Source organism: uncultured Tyzzerella sp., assembly GCF_963558545.1.
In the GTDB taxonomy this organism is placed as follows: Bacteria; Bacillota; Clostridia; order Lachnospirales; family CAG-274; genus Tyzzerella.
On the sequence record NZ_CAUWHO010000040.1, the window covers coordinates 1 to 19,667 of the forward strand.

Annotated in this window: 17 protein-coding genes; 14 read left to right on the forward strand and 3 right to left on the reverse strand. The window is 26.7% G+C overall.

What is annotated here, in order from left to right:
• Positions 1-207: 207 nt before the first annotated feature.
• Together R5Z65_RS07190 and R5Z65_RS07195 are read left to right on the forward strand one after the other, a co-directional pair.
• Complete coding sequence (locus R5Z65_RS07190; protein ID WP_317368170.1) at positions 208-4,233, forward strand: glycoside hydrolase family 2 TIM barrel-domain containing protein; 4,026 nt, start codon at positions 208-210, stop codon at positions 4,231-4,233.
• A gap of 436 nt (positions 4,234-4,669) precedes the next feature.
• Positions 4,670-7,876: a DUF6240 domain-containing protein gene (locus R5Z65_RS07195; protein WP_317368171.1), complete on the forward strand. Its 3,207-nt coding sequence runs from the start codon at positions 4,670-4,672 to the stop codon at positions 7,874-7,876.
• 41 nt (positions 7,877-7,917) lie between these two features.
• Here the strand turns inward: R5Z65_RS07195 and R5Z65_RS07200 are convergent, their stop codons facing one another.
• The 3 genes from R5Z65_RS07200 to R5Z65_RS07210 form a co-directional block, all read right to left on the reverse strand.
• Positions 7,918-8,337 carry a Fur family transcriptional regulator gene (locus tag R5Z65_RS07200; RefSeq protein ID WP_317368172.1) on the reverse strand — a complete coding sequence of 140 codons (420 nt, stop codon included), beginning with the start codon at positions 8,335-8,337 and terminating at the stop codon, positions 7,918-7,920.
• A 167-nt stretch (positions 8,338-8,504) separates the two neighbouring features.
• Complete coding sequence (locus R5Z65_RS07205; RefSeq protein WP_317368173.1) at positions 8,505-10,091, reverse strand: peptide chain release factor 3; 1,587 nt, start codon at positions 10,089-10,091, stop codon at positions 8,505-8,507.
• Positions 10,092-10,251: 160 nt separating this feature from the next.
• Complete coding sequence (locus tag R5Z65_RS07210; RefSeq protein WP_317368175.1) at positions 10,252-10,473, reverse strand: alpha/beta-type small acid-soluble spore protein; 222 nt, start codon at positions 10,471-10,473, stop codon at positions 10,252-10,254.
• Between the two features lie 214 nt (positions 10,474-10,687).
• Between R5Z65_RS07210 and R5Z65_RS07215 the strand changes: the two genes are divergently transcribed.
• The 12 genes from R5Z65_RS07215 to R5Z65_RS07270 all read left to right on the forward strand — a co-directional run.
• Positions 10,688-11,581 carry a LysR family transcriptional regulator gene (locus tag R5Z65_RS07215; RefSeq protein ID WP_317368176.1) on the forward strand — a complete coding sequence of 298 codons (894 nt, stop codon included), beginning with the start codon at positions 10,688-10,690 and terminating at the stop codon, positions 11,579-11,581.
• 67 nt (positions 11,582-11,648) lie between these two features.
• Positions 11,649-12,101 carry a DUF4358 domain-containing protein gene (locus tag R5Z65_RS07220; protein WP_317368178.1) on the forward strand — a complete coding sequence of 151 codons (453 nt, stop codon included), beginning with the start codon at positions 11,649-11,651 and terminating at the stop codon, positions 12,099-12,101.
• 147 nt (positions 12,102-12,248) lie between these two features.
• The gene (locus R5Z65_RS07225) at positions 12,249-13,010 is read left to right on the forward strand and encodes a ribonuclease HII (RefSeq protein ID WP_317368181.1); all 762 of its coding nucleotides are present in this window, start codon (positions 12,249-12,251) and stop codon (positions 13,008-13,010) included.
• A 33-nt stretch (positions 13,011-13,043) separates the two neighbouring features.
• Positions 13,044-13,352 (forward strand): EscU/YscU/HrcU family type III secretion system export apparatus switch protein, encoded by a 309-nt coding sequence (locus R5Z65_RS07230; protein ID WP_317368182.1) that lies wholly within the window; start codon positions 13,044-13,046, stop codon positions 13,350-13,352.
• Positions 13,327-13,671, forward strand: a complete 345-nt coding sequence (locus R5Z65_RS07235; RefSeq protein ID WP_317368183.1) for a YraN family protein — start codon at positions 13,327-13,329, stop codon at positions 13,669-13,671. The genes R5Z65_RS07230 and R5Z65_RS07235 overlap by 26 nt, the downstream gene beginning before the upstream one ends.
• An 8-nt stretch (positions 13,672-13,679) precedes the next feature.
• Positions 13,680-14,489, forward strand: coding sequence for a peptidoglycan editing factor PgeF (gene pgeF, locus R5Z65_RS07240; RefSeq protein WP_317368184.1), 810 nt, complete (start codon positions 13,680-13,682; stop codon positions 14,487-14,489).
• An 18-nt stretch (positions 14,490-14,507) separates the two neighbouring features.
• Positions 14,508-15,845, forward strand: a complete 1,338-nt coding sequence (locus tag R5Z65_RS07245; protein WP_317368185.1) for a DUF512 domain-containing protein — start codon at positions 14,508-14,510, stop codon at positions 15,843-15,845.
• Between the two features lie 4 nt (positions 15,846-15,849).
• Entirely contained in the window at positions 15,850-17,175 is a 1,326-nt protein-coding gene (gene der / locus R5Z65_RS07250) for a ribosome biogenesis GTPase Der (protein WP_317368186.1), read from the forward strand.
• Between the two features lie 5 nt (positions 17,176-17,180).
• Positions 17,181-17,804, forward strand: coding sequence for a glycerol-3-phosphate 1-O-acyltransferase PlsY (plsY, locus tag R5Z65_RS07255; RefSeq protein ID WP_317368187.1), 624 nt, complete (start codon positions 17,181-17,183; stop codon positions 17,802-17,804).
• A complete protein-coding gene (locus R5Z65_RS07260) occupies positions 17,797-18,327 on the forward strand; it encodes a hypothetical protein (RefSeq protein ID WP_317368189.1) in 531 nt (176 codons plus the stop codon). The genes plsY and R5Z65_RS07260 overlap by 8 nt, the downstream gene beginning before the upstream one ends.
• Positions 18,328-18,345: 18 nt before the next feature.
• The gene (locus R5Z65_RS07265) at positions 18,346-19,353 is read left to right on the forward strand and encodes an NAD(P)H-dependent glycerol-3-phosphate dehydrogenase (protein ID WP_317368191.1); all 1,008 of its coding nucleotides are present in this window, start codon (positions 18,346-18,348) and stop codon (positions 19,351-19,353) included.
• Between the two features lie 8 nt (positions 19,354-19,361).
• A partial coding sequence (locus R5Z65_RS07270) for a hypothetical protein (RefSeq protein ID WP_317368193.1) occupies positions 19,362-19,667 on the forward strand: 306 nt, incomplete at its 3' end.

Consider the following 19,667-nt stretch of genomic DNA (forward strand, 5'->3'; position numbering starts at 1 on the left):
AAATGTTTAAAAATTATATATTATTACTATTGACTTAATTATATTTATATTATAATATAGTTGATATGACGTATAAATGATTGGTTGTAGGTAATATAATATAAAAAATAACTATATAGCTTGACAAAACATAATATTATCTAAAAATTAATATCATAAATAAGCTTTATATTAATTTATGAATAAAATGAAAGGTGTTTAAGGTCTATGAAGAAAAAAATATTACCAATAAAATTAATGGTTGCTATTTTTGCTAGCTCAATGGTTTTACAAACTAACACAGCTTTTGCAGTTTCATCAACAAATGATGGTAGCGGGCAAATAAAAATTGAAAATGATAAAAATAATAAAGTTGCTCCTAGATTTGACGGCGAAGAATGGTATGACCAAAGGTCAGTTTTTCAAGTGAATAGAGAAGATGCTCACACTAGCTTTATACCGTTTGATACAGTTAATGAGGCTATAACAAGAAACAAACAAGATTCTTCTAGCTATTTATTATTAAACGGAGATTGGAAGTTTCAATATGCACAAAACCCTTCAGGCAGAAACAAAGATTTTTATAAAAATGGCTATGATGTTAGCAAATGGGACACGATAAAAGTGCCATCAAATTGGCAAACAGAAGGATATGATTATCCTAAATATACAGACACTAGGCTACCTTGGGAAGGTGTTGAGATACCAGAGCTTGGTGTTGCTCCTACTATATATAACCCTGTTGGCTCCTATAAAAGAACTTTTACAACACCAAAAGATTGGTCTAGTAAAGAAGTTTTTGTGTCGTTTCAAGGGGTAGAGTCTGCCTTTTATTTATGGATAAATGGCCAGCTTGTTGGTTATAGTGAAGATAGCTACACCCCGGCAGAGTTTGATATAACTAAATATCTTAATAAACCAGGTGAAGAAAATACCATTGCTGTTCAAGTGTATCGTTGGTCAGATGGTAGCTATTTAGAAGATCAAGATTTTATTCGTTTAAGCGGTATATTTAGAGATGTTTATTTATATAGCAAAGATAAAAACGCATCTTTATTTGATTTTAATTACACAACAGATTTAGATGATGAATATAAAAATGCTAAATTAAATATTGAAGCAACCTTAAAAAGATATTCTCAAAACCCTAAAGATGGACATAAATTGTATGCAAGGCTTTTTGATTCACAAGGAAAAGAGATTTTAAAACAAAACCTAGACGTAAAATTTGATGGAAATAAAGCTCATACAAAGGTTAGCGTTGATGTGAAAAATCCTAACCTTTGGTCAGCAGAAGACCCTTATCTTTATCAATTAGTTTTAGAGCTTAAAGATGGTCAAGACAAAACTATTGAAACAGCTGGTTGTAACGTAGGTTTTAGAGAGATTAGCATAATAAATAACGGCACTAATAAATCTCAAATTGTAGTAAATGGCAAGCCTATAATGTTTAGAGGGGTAAATAGACACGAAACAAGTTTAGAAACAGGGCGTCATATATCAGAAGAAAGTATGATAGAAGATATTAAGCTTATGAAACAATATAACATAAACGCTGTTAGAAACTCTCATTATCCAAATGAGGCTAGATGGTATGAGCTTTGTGATGAATATGGCTTATATGTAATAGATGAGGCTAACATAGAATCTCACGGAGTGAATGATTTATTGCCACAAAGCGACCCAGAGTGGATATCTGCTTGTGAAGATAGAATGACATCTACCATTGAAAGAAGCAAAACACACCCTTCAATAATTATGTGGTCTTTAGGAAATGAATCTGCAGGTGGAGATGTTTGGTCTGTTCTTGGAAAGCTTTGTAAAACGTTAGACCCTACAAGGCTTGTTCATTATGAAGGGCATAGAGATATACCAGAGGTTGATGTTTGGTCAAGAATGTATAGACGTGTTAATATGCCTGAAACGGTAGTTGACAAAGTTAAAAACCCTCTTATATGGTGGGGACAAAATGGTACAAAACCTGCTCTACAATGTGAGTTTGCTCACGCTATGGGTAACGGTGTAGGTAACCTTAAAGAATATTGGGACGTATATGAAAAATATCCAAATATACAAGGAGGTTTTATATGGGATTGGGTAGACCAATCTTTATTATGGGATACACCAACAGATAAGATACTTTTAAACAAAGGCAAAGATATAGAGGTTTCTTTAAAAGGTGAGCTTGTAAAAACATCTGATAAAGGAAAAGCTATGAAAGGTTATGCACAATGTTATGATAAAGAGCTTGTTTTTGATGGAAAACAACCATTTACAATTGAGGCTGTTGTTGTGCCAGATGATGTTCAAAAAACATCACCTATAATATTAAAAGGTAACGATAACTGGAAGACAACCGAGTCTTATGGTTTAAAACGTAATGTTGTAAAAGATGAAGAAACAGGTAAAGTTACACAAGATGTTATAGAGTTTTATATATATAACAACATATGGAATAATGAAGATGGTGTTTATACAAAAGTTTCTGCTTCTATACCTACACCAAAAGACTGGGAAAATAAAGAGCATCATCTAGCTGGAACTTATGATGGAAATAATTTAAAACTATATTTAGATGGAAAGCTTGTTTCAAAAGCTAGTGATAACAACGGTATAGCTCCAGGAGGTAACCCTTTAGGCATTGGAGCAGATGTTGCATATGATGCCCAAAACCCTAACGTGCCAGATACATTTAGTGGGCTAATAGACAATGTTCGCGTATATAATAGAGCTTTAAGTGATAGTGAGATAAATGATAAAAATAGAAAAGCTGATGAATCAACAATTTTATGGCTTGATTTTGAAGAATATAAAGAAAAAGCATACGACCAAAAACAATTTTATAGCTTTGGAGGAGATTGGCAAAATATACCAGAAGGAAATCCAAATAATAAAAACTTCTGTGCTAACGGCTTAGTATCGGCTGATAGAACGGTTCAACCAGAGCTTGTGGAGGTTAAAAAAGTATATCAAGAGATAGATGTTGATGATGTTGATATATTAAATGGAAAAGTTAGCATAGAAAATAAATTTTTATTTACAAATGTTAATAAATATAATGGCAAATGGGAGCTATTAGAAGATGGAAAGGTTATACAATCTGGAGATTTAGATAGCAAAGACATAAATATAGAGCCTTTATCTAAAAAAGAAATAAAAATTCCTTTTGTATCTCCTAAATTAAACCCAGGGGCTGAATATTTTATAAATGTTAAATTTATGTTAAAAGAAGATACATCTTGGGCTAAAAAAGGCCACACTATAGCAACATCTCAAATAAAAGTACCTTTTAAAGCACCTAATGTTTTAGAAACAGATATAAAAACTATGCCATCTCTTGATGTTAAAGAAATAGAAACATTAATAGATGTTAAGGGAAATGATTTTACATTAAAATTTAATAAACAAACAGGCACAATAGATAATTTTGAATTTAAAGGTACAAAACTTATAGAAAAAGGGCCAGTTCCAAACTTTTGGAGAGCACCTACAGATAGTGATTTAGGTTATTATTCTGCTCTTGAGCTTGCAACTTGGAGATATGCTGGTGAAGACCGTAAAATTGTAAATGTTAAAACAGATAAAATTGATAATAAAGCTATTAAAATAACTGTTTCAGCAAAGCTACCAACAAAAGATGTGTCAGATTATAAACAAGTTTATACAATTTATGGTAGTGGAGATGTAAAAGTTACTAGCACTTTAACACCTGGTAGTGATAGCTTACCTATGATACCTGAAGTTGGAAATATGCTCACAATACCTAAAGAGTTTAAAAATATTACTTGGTATGGAAAAGGACCTGATGAAAACTATATAGATCGTCAAACAGGATATGATGTTGGTATATATAGCAAAAATGTAGAAGATTTCTTTGTAGATTATATTAAACCACAAGAAACAGGCAACAGAATAGATACTCGTTGGGTTACACTTACAAACGATAAAGGGGTAGGGCTTATGGCAAAAGCAGATGGCGTTATGGAGTTTAATGCTTTACAATATACACCAGAGCAATTAACCAACGCTCTTCATTCTTATATGTTACCAAAACCTGAAAATATCACTTTAAGATTAAATAAAGTTCAAATGGGGCTTGGTGGAGATAACTCTTGGGGTGCAAAACCACTAGAAAAATATATAAACAAATCTGATAAAACATATGAATACACATATACATTAAAACCTATTGATACAAAAAGCATAAATAATATTATAAATGAATATAAAAAAGCGTTGCCAAATGTTAAATAAAAACATTTAAATTGTATATAATTTTTATAAAATAAAAGGTATGTAAAACATATCTTTTATTTTATGTTGTACATATAAAGGAAAAATAATAGTTGTATTTTATTTATTTTTTGCTATAAGTACAAAAAAACTTTAATGATTGGATAATGTATTTAGTGGAAGTGAAAAAAATTACTAAAGCTATACATTATATAACTTTTTTGCTTGTACAATTTTTGGTATAGTATCAATAAAGTAGACATAAAAAATTTGGGGAAAAGTTAAAAAAGTCTACCTTATTAAAATAAAGTTAAAAACAAATATTTTTTGAGTAGGCAAAATTATTTTATTAAAATGTTTAACAATTTTATAGAAAAAATATATATTTACTAAAATTATACTTAAATATTGTTTAAAGAATGTCGATACATAGGTATATATTTTTAGAGGTGATATTGTGAACATAGATAGAATAAGTATTAAAAATGCAAATAATTTATATAACAAAAATATTAACTTTAAAGAAGGGGATATATTGACAGGGCATATTAAATCTTTAAAGGATAATATATATACAATATATTTAGAAAATAAGGGACATATAAATATTGATAAAGATAAAATAGTAGGTAATGTTAACGATACTATTTATTTTAGGGTAGAAAAGGATAATAGTGCTCTAAGACAAATTATAGAAGATGAAAATATTATGGAAAAACAAAGTATGAATTATACCCATAATAACCCAAATATAAAAACTTTATCATTAGATAACTTTATAGAAATGAATAAATCTCAAAATCATTATAAAAAGTTTTTAGATAAAAATAGTCAACCTTCTATTCAAGAAAATATAATATATTCTAACAAAATAAAAAGTAAATTATCCCATTTAGCTAATACTATAACAGAAGATAGTTTGCAAAAACTTGCTAATAATGGGTTAAATGCTAAAAAATTAGATGTAATGTCGCTTAGTGATTATTTAAATGAAAGCCTAGGGATAGATAAAGATAGTGAAAATACTTTAGATGAAAAAACTTTAAAAGAGATAAAAGAAGAAAAAGAAAAATCTATGAAAATGGATTTAAATATGAACGGCGTAGATGAGGAAGAAACCTTTAGATTTGAAAGTATTTTATCTAAAGTAGGGTTAGCTAAAACAGACAAAAATATTGCTATATTACAAAATGTTAAAGGTAAAATAGATAATATAGAAAATATAGATAAAGATGCTATTTTAAATGTTATAAAAAAGGGAAATAAAGCGACTATAGAAGATTTATATACATCTAAGTATACAAGATTTTCTAATAAAGAAAAGATAGGTATAGATGGTATAGAAAATGTTGATAGCCAAATAGAAAATATATTAAAGCAAAATGGTATTGATATAAATGAGGAAAATATAAATATTGCAAAAGATTTTATACAAAATGAAATAGATATATCTTTTGAAAATGTTGAAAAATATAAAAAACTAGAAAATATAAAAGACGACATAAATATAAAAAGAATTTTAGAACAAAGTGCTAAAAATATTTTAAAAAATGAAAATCCATTAAATGTAGAAATATTTAATAATAGCAGTATAGAAGAAAACTATTCTAAATATAAAAATATTTTGCCTAATGTTTTACCAGAGCATATACAAGGTCTTATTGATAATAAAATAAAAATAAACCTAAAAAATATAATGGAAAACTATAAAAATATTGATACAAATAATGTAAAGGTAACACCAGATGCTATATCAGAAAAATTAAATCTTTATAAAATACAATTAAAATTAACAACAGAGGCTATGTATTCTCTTTATAATAAAGATATAAATATAAATACAAAACCTTTACAAAATGTAATAAATCATTTAGAAGCATTAGAAGAAGAAAATTACAAAAAATGTTTAGAAATAAATAAAGCTCCAGTTACACAAGAAAATGTACATATAATAAAAAGTGTAGTTTCTACAATAAAAAACATATATCCAAATGTTGTATATAATGTATTTAAAGATATAGTAGAACAAAAAGTAGATTTTTCTTTAGCTGGTATTAATAAAAGTTTAAAAGCTAAAAATATTATTGATGATTTTGAAACGTTTAAAACTATGCCAAACAGGTCTTTTGGAGATAGTATAAATAAACTTAAAGATGATTTTAAAAATTTACTTATTGAAAATGGATTTGAGCCAACAGAAAATAATTTAAAAGCTTTAAAAATATTATCTCTTAATAATATGGATTTTACAGAAGAAAATATATTAAATGTAAAAAATTTAGATATTAAGATAGATTATATAGCTAATAATTTGCACCCTTTAACAGTTGCTAAGATGTTAAAAGATAGCTTTAATCCTATGGATAAAAACATAAATGATATTATAGATTACATAGATAATAATAGTTTTGGACAAACATCTAGAGAAAAAATAGCAGAGCAAATATTAGATATAGATAAAGATAATAAATTATCTAAAGAAGAAAGAGATGCAATTGTAGCTGTTTATAGAATGTTAAATATGGTTGAAAAGGGTGATAGCATAGCAATTGGCAACCTTTTAAAAACAGAAAAGAATGTTACATTAGCAAATCTTTTACAAGCATCTAAAATATCAGAAAAAAATAGAAAAAATATTGATTTTGATAAAAAAGTAGATGAAAATACTGGAGAAAGTGAAAAAATTATTCCAGATGCTAATATTACAAAATCTATACAATTTGGTATAGATAAAGCTAATGAAGACTATAATAGATTTGTCTTAGGTCAAATATTAAATTATACAAGTGCAGATAAAATAAATAAAATAGATGTTAATATAAATATTGAAAATCTTTTAGAACAATTAAAAGATGATAATAGAGAAACTATATCAAAACAAACTAAAAACGAATTGGTTAAAGATGTGCAAAATTTAGAAAATATAAATGGAGATACTATAAATTATCTTATAAAAAATGATATTCCTATTACCCTTAATAATATTAAAGTTATGGAAAATATTATTAAGGAAAATTTTAAATTAAGTAAAGATATAAATGATTTTAAAGAAGAGCTAGAAGATAGACATATAACTTTTGGTAAAAGTATTTTTAATATTGATGATAATAAAAATATGAGTAAAGAAGAAGCTATTAATACAGTAGAAGATTTAAATAAAGAGAATGAAGAAATATTTGATGATATAATAAATTTAAATGATTTAGATGATATTAAATATATGATATTAAAAAATAAAAAGGTAAAAGATAGCATTAACTTTATGCAAGATAACAATAATATAAAAAATGGTATATATAAATTGCCTATGAAATTATCTAATGGTAAAATTACAGACCTTAGTATGTATATATTAAATAATGTAGCTTTAAATGATAAAAATTTAAACTTATATTTAAACTTTGAAGATAAAAATAGTAATCCTATACAAGCATATATTAAAGTATCTAAGCAAGGTGCATTAGCCAATATTGTTACTAAATCTAATGATAATATAGAAAAATATGAAAAAGATATTTTAAATATTTTAAACAAGTTTGATATAAATCCAGATAATATTATTTATAGCACAGATAGTGAAAAAGATTTATATAAAGAGGACGACATTTTAAGTATACAAGAAAATTTTAAAAATATGGAAGATAACTTTAATATAGTTGTTTAAAAAAGTAAATTAAAACCACCTGTTTAATAGGTGGTTTTAATTTACTTTTTTAAACAACTTTTACAAGTACCATAAAAATACATTTGATGAGAATTTAATTCAAATCCAGTGTCTTTAGAAACATCATCTTGGATATTATCAATAAAGTTTTCTTTAGGGAAATAATCAAAAACACTATTGCATTTTGTGCAAATTATATGAGAATGAGGTGTAAGTTGTACATCATATCTAAAACTATCTTCGCCAACGTTTATTTCTTGAACAAGTCCAGAATCTCTAAGAGATTTTAAAGTCTTGTACACAGTTGCAAGGCTTATAGTAGGGTTTTGTTCTTTTATACTATTGTATATAGTTTCTGCACTAGGATGTATATGGTTGTAATATAAATAGTTATAAATAGTTAATCTTTGAGGAGTAACTTTTAAATTATTATTTTTTAGATTTTCTATAAGAATTTTCATAAGTCACCTCCTTATCAGATGATAATTATTCTTATATAATACTATAAATTACATAAGAATTCAATAGGAATATTAAATAAAAAAAATAATAGTAAAATATTATAATTAATATTTATTAACTACATTATTTTTATATAGATTAACTATTTAAAAATATGTAACTTATATTATTGTAATTCTGTTTGTACATTTAAAGCATCTATTAACTGCAAGTCTTGGTTTCTTTCGGTAAATGTATCTAAAGTGTATTGGTTGGCAAATAATAATATTGGTCTATCAAAATGGTCAAAAACTAATGTACATCTAGAATTTTGAAAATCTTTTAATTTTTCTATGTTATCACATTTTACCCATCTAGCAACAGTAAAGCTAATAGGTTCCATTCTTATATCAGAGTTATACTCATTTTTTATACGATGCTCAAAAACTTCAAATTGTAACTGTCCAACTGCTCCTAGTATAACTTCGTTAAATTCGTTTTTATATACTTGTATAGCACCTTCTTGGGCCAGCTGTTCTACACCTTTTTGGAAGTGTTTTGCTTTCATAGTATTTATAGGTCTAACTTTCATAAAAAGTTCTGGTGGGAAAGTTGGTAAAGGTTCAAAGCATATTTTTTCTGTGTGATTAGTTAGAGTATCTCCCACTTGGTAGTTGCCAGAATCGTATATACCAATAACATCTCCTGCACAAGCTATATCTATAGTTTCTCTTTCGTTTGCCATAAGCTGTGTAGATTGGTTTAGCTTAAATTGTTTACCTGTTCTTGACAATGTAACATTCATACCACGTTCAAAGGTACCTGAGCAAATTCTTAAAAATGCTAGCCTATCTCTATGAGCAGGGTTCATATTAGCTTGTATTTTAAAGATAAATCCACTAAAAAATTCATCTGTTGGACTTACAGTACCTGTTGTAGTTTTTCTATTAGATGGAGGAGGGGATATTTTTAAGAAATGCTCTAAAAATTCTGTAACACCAAAATCTGAAAGGGCAGTTCCAAAAAATACAGGAGAAAGTTTACCCTTTAATATTAAGTCTAAGTCAAATTCGTTACCAGCTCCGTCTAAAAGCTCAATATCCATTCTAAGATTTTCTAAATTCTCCTCTAATAGTATACTATCTAGCTTTTCATCATATACACCTTTATCCGATAGATGTATAGTTTCTTTTGTTTTAAAAAGATGTATTTTATTTTCTGTTCTATCGTATATACCTTCAAATATAGAGCCACTCCCAATAGGCCAAGTTACTGCAACAGATGGCAGACCTAAGGCTTCTTCTAAAGATTCTAGAAGGTCTAAAGGTGCATTTGCCTCTCTATCAAGTTTGTTTATAAATGTAAAAATAGGGATTTCTCTCATACTGCATACTTTAAAAAGTTTTTTAGTTTGTGCTTCTACACCTTTTGCAGCATCTATAACCATAACAGCACTATCTACAGAAGTTAAAATTCTATAAGTATCTTCCCCAAAATCATTATGGCCTGGTGTATCCATAATAGATATTTTTTTATCATTGTATTCAAACTGCATAACAGATGATGTAACAGAAATACCTCTTTGTTTTTCTATTTCCATCCAGTCAGATTTAGCAGAACGGCCACGTCTAGCTTTAACTGCTCCAGCTTCTCTTATAGCCCCACCGTGTAAAAGTAGTTTTTCTGTTAAGGTAGTTTTACCAGCATCAGGGTGAGATATTATACCAAAAATTCTTCTTTTATTTATTTCTTCTATATTATTAATATTAGACATACTTAAACCCTTTCTATAAATTCCTTTTAATTTCTTAAAAATTATAACATTTAAACTAGTATTTATCAATAGCAGGATATTTTAAATTATAAAAATAATAAGGGGATAAATTCTGTATAATACACAATTTATCCCCTTTAGGTTGTTTACCTAAAATACATTATTTTGTATAGTTTTTACCAGCCATTTGTCTTTCTTGTGCTTCAATCATTTTTTTAACCATATATCCACCAACATAACCATTTTGTGCAGATGTTAAATCTCCATTATATCCTTGTTTTAAAGGCACACCTATTTCATTTGCAACCTCATATTTAAATTGTTCTAAAGCAGCTCTTGCCTCTGGAATATTAATTTTGTTTGAAGAATTATTTGTTGACATAAAAGTTTCCTCCTAAGAATATTATTGTGGCATATATTATGCTACAATTTAGCATCTGTGTGCTATATTGTAGTATCTTTATGCTACAATATATATATTGCTCTAAAAGATAAAAAATAAACTGGCAATTTATGTATTTAAAAATTTATAGCTATTGACATAGATATAACAAATTAGTTATAATCTATATAGTTAAAACCAAGGAGTGATAAAAATGACAATAAGACACCTTAAAATATTTATTTCTGTTGTAGATTATAAAACAATGAGTAATGCAGCTAAAAAGTTGTTTATATCTCAACCTTCTGTTAGCCAAGCTATTAGAGAAATAGAAGAATACTATAATATAATGCTTTTTGAAAGATTATCACAAAAATTATACCTTACAAAAGATGGAGAAAATCTATTAAAATATTCCAGATATATAGTTAGTACATTTGATAGTATGGAAAAAGAATTTAAAAATAAGCATAGCAATATTTATATAAAAATAGGTGGAAGTTTAACTTTTGGGACATATATATTACCTAATATTATGGAAAAGTTTGAAGCAAAGTATACTAATGTAGATTCTAAAATAATTGTGGATAATACAAAACAAATTGAAGAAAAAATAATTAACAATGAGCTTGATATAGGAATAGTAGAAGGAGAAACACAAAATACAGATATTGTAAAATTACCTATATTAAAGGATAGATTAGTTATTGTATGTAGCATAAACCACGAGCTTGCAAAAAAAGAAAATGTTACATTAAAGGATTTATATGGAAAGGCAATGATAGCAAGAGAAGATGGGAGTAAAGAAAGAAGTCAATTTCAAAGGTTTTTAAACCAAAATAATATAAAAGTAGATTGTAAATGGAACTGTACAAGTGTAGAAACTATCAAAAATGCCTTAAAAAAAGGTCAAGGATTTGCAGTTTTATCTATAATGGCCGTAAAAGATGAAATAGAAAGAAATGAATTAAAAGCAATAGAAGTGGAACAAATAGAAAATCTATCTAGAGATTTATGCCTTATATACCATAAAAATAAATTTTTAAATGAAGAGATAAACTATTTTATAAAGCTTTGTAAAGACTTTCAACAAGACAATATTTTTTAATATTTTAGTATATATTTTTTTATAAAACAAATAATAGACATTATAATATTATTATAAGAGGTGTTTTATGAAAAAAATATTATTATTAATTTTTGTTTTGTTATTTACAGGGTGCTCTAATGATACATTACCTAATATATCAAGTGAATATATTTTAAAAAAGATAAACGAAAAAATAACTTTTGATAATTCTATGCAAGAAGATTTAAAAGAACAAAGTATAGCAGAAAGATATGGCATATCACCCAAAGATATAGAAAGCGGTGTTGTGTACTATACAAAAGATGAAGATAAAAGTGATAAAATAATTATAGCAAAAGCATCATCTAAAGATACAATAGAAAATATTGAAAGAGCTCTATCAGCAGAGATAATAGGAGTGTCTGATTCTTGGAAAGCTAATGATAAAGAGATGGAAAAAATAGAAAAGCATATATTAAAAACTAAAGATGTATACGTTATAATGGCTATATCTAATGATTCTAAAAAAATAGAAAAAATATTCGATAGTTGTTTTTAGTAAGGAATAAAAAGGGTTGGTTTATAAAAATCAACCTTTTTAATTGTTTTTAATTTTATAGTATATAAAAAATTGATTGTGTGTTATTGATTATATAAACTTTTTATTGTATAATATTTTAAAATAGAATATTTAGAAGGTAAAGAAATGATTAAAAGTGTAAATGACATAAAAGAAGAATTTAAAAACACACCATTAAATAATATATCTAAATTAATAGAAGTATATACAAATGATAGTAGAAAAAGTGTACAAAATATAATATACAATTATAAAAATAAAATTATAAAATATGAGCAAGAATTATTAAGAATAGAAAATATGAAAAAATATGAAAAGAAGGCATATTTAGAGGGTAGAAAAATAATAGCCGGTATAGACGAAGTAGGTCGTGGGCCTTTTGCAGGGCCAGTTGTAACAGCTTGCGTTGTTTTGCCACAAGATTTTAATGTTTTAGGTATTAATGATTCTAAAAAGATAAGTGAACAAAAAAGAAAAGAGCTATTTATTAAAATAAAAGAAAATGCTCTGGATATATCTATAAATATGGAAGATTATGATATAATAGATAGCATAAATATTTTAGAAGCTACAAAAAAATCTATGCTAAAGAATATAGAAGATTTAAAAAAGAGACCAGATTATCTTATTTTAGATGCTATTAATCTTGATATAGATATTCCATATATATCAATCCCTAAAGCAGATGAAAATAGTATATCTGTTGCGGCTGCTAGCATTATAGCAAAAGTTACTAGAGATGAATATATGAAAGAAATGCATCAAAATTATCCACAATATAAATTTAATATTAATAAAGGTTATGGTACTAAAGAGCATATAGAGGCTATAAAAATGTATGGACCTTGCCCTATACATAGGAAAACATTTATAAAAAAATATATATAATTTTGCTACAAATAGTAAAAGGAAATGATTTTTATGAAAAATGAAAAAAATATAAAAAATAAAAAAGCAGTAGCGTTAAAGTATAACTCTCAAATGACAGCACCTAAAGTTATAGCTAAAGGACAAGGGTATTTAGCAGAAAAAATATTAGAAACTGCTAAAGATTCTGATATTACTGTGTATGAAAATAAAGAATTAGTAGAAGAATTAGAAAAAATAGATTTAGGGCTTAACATACCACCACATCTTTATGAAGTTGTTGCTCAGGTTTTATTATTTGTAAGTAATTTAGATAAAAAGGAAGAATATAAAAAAAATGCAAAACAACAGGCAAATAGGTAGCATTGCAGAAAAAAAGGCTATTGATTTTTTAATAAATAAAGGTTATTCTATTATAACTACTAATTATCAAAAAAAGGTAGGAGAAATAGATATTATTGCTAAAAAAGATACATATCTATATTTTATAGAAGTAAAATATAGAAAAAATATTAATAAAGGTTACCCTAGAGAGGCTGTTTCTTTAAGAAAACAACAAAGGATTAAAAATACAGCTTTATATTACATAGAAGAAAATAATATAGACAAATTTGATTTTTGTTTTGATGTTATAGAGATTATAGATAATGATATTACGCATATAGAAAATGCTTTTTATTGAGGTATATTATGAAATTAAATGAAAAAGGGAATTTAAAGTATTATACATTTGAAAATATAGAAAAAACTAATATGGTAAAACATTGTTTTTCTACTAAATTTGGTGGTGTATCTAAAGGCTTTTATAAAAGTATGAACCTGGCTTTTAGAGATGATATTAAAGAAAATGTTATAAAAAACTATGAAATAATATGTAATGCAATAGATGTGGACTATAAAAGTGTTGTTTTTTCAAGCCAGATACACGAAGATAAAATATATAAAGTTACAAAAGAAGATGCAGGCAAGGGACTATTAAAACAAAGCAATATAAAAGGTTATGATGCACTTATAACTAATGAAAAAGATGTAACTTTAGTAACATTTTATGCAGATTGTGTTTCTATTTTTATAGTAGACCCAGTTAATAAAGCTATTGGTATGGCCCATAGTGGCTGGCGTGGTACAGTAAAAGAAATAGGTGCAAAAACAATAAAAGAAATGAATAAGCAATATAATTCTAATGCAAAAGATTTAATAATAGGCATAGGACCATCAATAGAAAAATGTTGTTTTCAAGTAGGTAAAGATGTTGTAGAAACTTTTAAAAAAGATTTGCCATTTTCAGAAAAATACATTTTTAATGATACTATAAAAGATAAATATAAAATAGATTTACAAGGTATAATTAAGCATACTTTAATAAATAGTGGAGTATTAGAAAAGAACATAGAGCTTAGTGGCCTTTGTACTATGTGTAATAATGATACATTTTTTTCACATAGATTTATGGGAGATGAAAGAGGTAGCCTTGCTGGTATTATTAGTATAAATAATTAAATAAAGTAGGTGAAGTATTTGAACGAAAGAGAATTAGAAAAAGTAAAAAAAAATCATAATATTATAATAAAAGTAGAGGAAGATAGCATAGCAGAAGAAATGGGCGTATCTCCTGGTGATGTGCTTGTTAGTATAAATAATAGTGAAGTAAAAGATGTGCTAGATTACAGGTATCTTATACAAGATGAATATATAGAGGTTGTTATAAAAAAACCAAACGGAGAAGAATGGGAATTAGAAATAGAAAAAGATGAATTTGAAGATTTGGGTATAGTTTTTGAAAGTGGGCTTATGGATAAAGCAAAAAGTTGCTCTAACAAATGTATTTTTTGTTTTATAGACCAAAATCCAAAGGGTATGAGAAAAACTATATATTTTAAAGATGATGACTCTAGATTATCTTTTTTACAGGGTAATTACATAACTCTTACTAATATGAAAGATGAAGACTTAGATAGAGTTATTTTTTATCATCTTTCACCCATAAATATATCTGTTCACGCAACAGATTTAGAAGTTAGAAAATTTATGCTTAAAAACCCTAACTCTGTTAAAATTATGGAACAAATAGAAAAGTTAGCATCAGCTAATATAAAGATGAATTTTCAAATTGTTTTATGTAAAGATGTAAATGACAAACATATATTAGATAAAAGTATACAAGATTTAAGTAAATATTTACACTTAGGTTGTAGTATGGCTATTGTACCACTTGGTGTTACAAAATATAGAGATAATTTACCACAGATTGAAAGTTTTTCTAAAGAAGATAGTTTAGCTATTATAAAACAGGTGGAAAAATGGCAACAAAAATTACAAAACGAATATGGTACAAAATTTGTATTTTTATCAGATGAATTTTATCTAAAAGCAGAAATACCACTCCCTAAAGGAGATTATTATGAAGGATACCCTCAATTAGAAAATGGTGTTGGTATGATTACATTAATGGAAGAAGAATTTTTTGAATACTTTAACACAATAGAAGGAGATAGCATAATACGTAACTACTCTGTAGCAACGGCAAAACTAGCATATCCACTTATAAAAAAATTGTGTGATAAAATATGTGAAAAATTTACTAATACAAAAATTAATGTATATGAAATAAAAAATGAATTTTTTGGAGAAACAATAACTGTATCTGGGCTTTTAACTGGTGGAGATATAATAAATCAATTAAAAAATAAGGAGCTAGGAAATAAATTATTTTTACCTGAAAATTGTGTAAGAGCACAAGATACAGTATTATTAGATGATTTGGATTTAACGGATATAGAAAAACAACTAAAAATAAAAGTTTTATTATCAAAAGATAACGGTGCAGATTTTATAAAGCAATTTATAGGAGGATAAAAAGATGGCAAAACCAATAGTTGCAGTAGTTGGTAGACCTAACGTAGGTAAGTCTACTTTATTTAATAGAATAGCAGAAGAAAGAATTTCTATTGTAGAGGATACGCCAGGTGTAACAAGAGATAGGATATATGCAGAGGCTGAATGGCTTAATCATAAATTTACATTAATAGACACAGGTGGGCTAGAACCAGAAAGTGAAGACATTATTTTAAAACAAATGTACACACAAGCTCAAATAGCTATTGAAACAGCAGATGTTATACTTTTTGTTGTAGATGTAAAAACAGGGGTAACAGATGCAGATATGCAAGTTGCTAATATTTTAAGAAAAGCTAATAAGCCAATTGTTTTAGCTGTTAATAAAATGGACGATTTAAGAAAATATGGTATGGATATTTATGAATTTTACCAATTAGGGATAGGAGAGCCTTTTGGTGTATCAGCTGGACAAGCAATAGGTCTTGGTGACCTTTTAGACGAAGTTGTAAAAAATTTTCCTAAAGAAGCAGAATATGAAGAAGAAGACGATACCATAAAAGTTGCTATTGTAGGAAAACCTAATGTAGGAAAATCTTCTTTGATAAATAAAATACTTGGAGAAGAAAGAGTTATCGTTAGCGACATTGCAGGTACAACAAGAGATGCCATAGATACACCTTATGAAAAAGATGGGCAAAAATATGTATTTATAGATACAGCTGGTATGAGAAGAAAAAGTAAAATAAAGGAAAGTATTGAAAAATATAGTATAATAAGAGCTGTTGCAGCAGTTGAAAGGGCAGATGTTTGTGTTCTTATGATAAATGCAACAGAGGGTATAACAGACCAAGATACAAAAATAGCAGGTATTGCCCACGAGGCTGGAAAGCCAACAATAATTGTTGTTAACAAATGGGATTTGATAGAAAAAGATAATAAGACAATGAATAACTTTATAAAGGAAATAGACAAAGAGTTTAAATATATGTCTTATGCTCCAAAAATGTTTATATCTGCTTTAACAGGGCAGAGGGTTCATAAGCTTTTTGAAACTATAAATTATTGTAGCCAAAATAGTACAAGGCGTATATCAACAGGTATGTTAAATGATGTTTTAATAGAGGCTATGGCTCTTAACCAACCACCAGCAGAAAAAGGACGTCCTTTAAAAATATATTATATAACTCAAGTTTCTGTAAAACCTCCTACATTCATATTATTTGTAAACGATACAGAGCTTTTACATTTTTCATATAAAAGATATATAGAAAATCAATTAAGAGAGGCTTTTGGGTTTAGTGGAACGCCGATACACTTTATAACAAGAAATAAATCTGAAAGGGACTAATTAAAATGGAAAGAATTTTAAGTTTTATTATTGGCTATTTTATAGGGTGTATACAATCTGCATTTATTGTTGGTAAGCTTATAGCTAAAATAGATATTAGAGAGCACGGAAGTGGTAATGCTGGTATGACTAATGTTACAAGGGTGCTTGGTGCAAAAGCTGGTATATTTGTTTTTGTATTTGATATTTTAAAAGGGCTTATAGCTTTTAACCTTTGTAACTTTATTTTTGGTGGTAGTCTATTTTTAAGTGGTGATTCTGTTTTATACGGTGTTTATGCAGGTTTTGGAGCAATTATAGGGCACGATTTTCCATTTTATTTAAAATTTAAAGGTGGTAAAGGTGTTGCTACTACTTTAGGGTTTTTACTTTTTGTAAATCCTGTTATTGCTATAATAACTTATGTTATAGGTTTTATAGTAGCATTTATAACTAAATATATATCCTTGTCATCTTTAGTTATGACGTTAATTTTTGTTATTTTTATGGTTATTTCAAAAATGCCCTTTGAAGAAATATTTATTATGGCAATTGTTACAGCTTTATGTTATTATCAACATAGAGAAAATATTAAAAGGCTTATTAAAGGAGAAGAAAGAAAGTTTTCTTTTAAAAAAAATAATGGATAACCATAAATTTTATTTAGTTAGTTTAAAAGATAAAAATATATTAAAGTATAAAGATATTTATAAGTATTTGTTAGATATAGATAAAAATAAAATAAACAATGGGTTTAAAGATATAAATGTTATTGATAAAGTTTTTATAGATGATGATTTTTTACAAACATTATATAATTTTTTAATATTTATACCTAATGATACACCAGAAGAGTTACAACTAAAGTCTAGTTTTGGCTTAAATTATTTTGGAATAACTGTTTTAAAAAATTATAAAATAATTTACCAAATATTTAATAGCTTATATAACATTTTTGAGCAATCACAAGATTATATGTATACTTGTATAAATAAAAGTATTAAATTATTAGATAAAGAAACTTATTTAAAAATAACAAATGATAATTTTAACTTACAAAATAATTATAAAAAAATATATAAAAAAGATATTTTGTATATTTTAAATAAAATTAAAGAATTTTCTTTAAAATTAAAAGAAGATAACTTTTTTATAATACATTTAGGTATATAGTTTGAAAGGAGGCAATTTATGAATATAGGTGTTGTTGGGGCAGGTAGCTGGGGCACAGCTCTTGCATATTTGCTTAATAAAAATGGCCATAATGTTACTATATGGGGCTATAATGAAGATGAAGTAATAGACTTAAACAACGATAGAGAGAATAAAAGGTTTTTACCAGGTGTTATGTTGCCAGAAAGCCTTAAAGCTACTAATAATGATGAAGATATGAAAGATATGGAGATGATTGTTTTAGCAGTACCTTCTAAAGCTGTTAGACAAATATGTGAAAGATTTAAAAATATATTTAATGATGGCAGAATTATTGTAAACGTAGCAAAAGGATTAGAAGAAGGCACTCTTCTTAGACTATCTCAAGTTATACAAGAGGTAATACCTAATAGCAAAGTTGCTATTTTATCTGGCCCTAGCCACGCAGAAGAAGTGGGTAAAAATATGGCTACTGCTTGTGTTGCATCTGCATATGATTTACAAGTTGCTAAAAAAGTTCAAGATGTTTTTATGAGCGTTACATTTAGAGTATACACAAATATGGATATAATAGGGGTAGAGCTTGGAGGAGCTTTAAAAAATCTTATAGCCTTAGCTGCTGGTGCATCTGATGGATGTGGTTTTGGGGATAATACAAAAGCTGCTCTTATGACAAGGGGTATGACAGAAATAGCAAGGCTTGGTATGGCTATGGGTGCTAAAAAAGAAACTTTTTCTGGCCTTACGGGTATAGGAGATTTAATTGTTACTTGTACAAGTATGCACAGTAGAAATAGACGTGCTGGTATTTTACTTGGACAAGGAAAATCTCTAAAAGAAACATTGGAAGAAATAAAAATGGTTGTAGAGGGTGTAAATACAGCTAAAGCAGCTTACGATTTATCTATAAAATATAACATAGATATGCCTATAACAAAAGAAATAAACGAAGTTTTATATAATAATAAAAATACAAAAGATGCAGTTATTACCCTTATGACAAGAAATAAAACAGATGAACAAGAAGAGCCAAACCTTTTAAATTAGGAGATATAATGAATTTAAAATTTTATAAAAAGTTATATTTAGGTGAAAATATAGATAATGAATATGAAATAATAGAGCAAATAAGAGATAATATTAATATATTTAATCTATATTTAATATGTGTTTCTAAAAATATAAATCATATATTTGATATTTTTTCTTTAAACGAAGCTTTTAAAGATAGATACAAAGATGAACAATATGTAGTTATAGGAATGGCATATGGGAAAAAACAAGCATTTATATTAGTAAAAGATATTTTTGAAAGTAATATAAAAGACATAAATCATATAAAAGAAAAGTTTTTAAAAAAT